Here is a 628-nt window from a genome sequence, read left to right as displayed (position 1 = left end):
TACCTGCCGGGTACAGGCAGGTGATCGCCGCAGGGCTGAGGGCGGTGACCCGGAAACCGCTGGCTCCCCAGGTGCTGCCGATGTCGAGCCAGGCCTGGGCGACGACCTGGGACCCTCCCCCGGACTCGCACATGAGCGTGGCCCGGAACGTGCCGTCAGGCTGCACAGAGATGGGGATGGGTGCCACAGGGTCCTCCAGGCGGTGACGGGACGAGACCGGTGCGGGCGTGCTGCCCGGGGCTGGGATGGGGGCGTACTGGACGTTGACATCGCAGGCGACACCGGCCACGGAGACGCTGCCGGTGTTGACCTGCCAGAGGTGGGCGTCCCCGAGCGGGCCCGGATCGTTCCCGCACTGCCAGAACCCGCGAGCGTGCCCTCCGGCCCGGGCGGCTGAGATCAGTTCTGGGAAGCCGTAGCAGCCGGTCAGATCCGCACCGAGCACGGATGCAGCCCCGTCGAGGTAGGCCAGCGCGGTCGGGATCTGCTCAGGGCTCAAATGAGTGTCGCAAGCCATGAAGATCAGCCCGCGGTAGCCGCACCACACCGCCCCCCCGACCGCCCGATGCGCGTTCGCCACACCCGCCTGGTAGCCGCCGAGCATGTCCGTGGTGTCCTGCTCAAACAC

At 70.1% G+C, this 628-nt stretch carries 1 protein-coding gene; it reads right to left on the bottom strand.

Going from position 1 to position 628, the window contains the following annotated elements:
* The coding region (locus tag B7P34_RS37995; RefSeq protein WP_435694002.1) for a hypothetical protein at nucleotides 1-628 on the bottom strand (628 nt) is incomplete at both ends.

It is taken from the genome of Streptosporangium nondiastaticum (assembly GCF_003011965.1).
In the GTDB taxonomy this organism is placed as follows: domain Bacteria; phylum Actinomycetota; class Actinomycetes; order Streptomycetales; family Streptomycetaceae; genus Streptomyces; species Streptomyces nondiastaticus.
The sequence above is the reverse complement of the archived record's forward strand: the minus strand, read 5'-3'. Positions and strand labels throughout refer to the sequence as shown.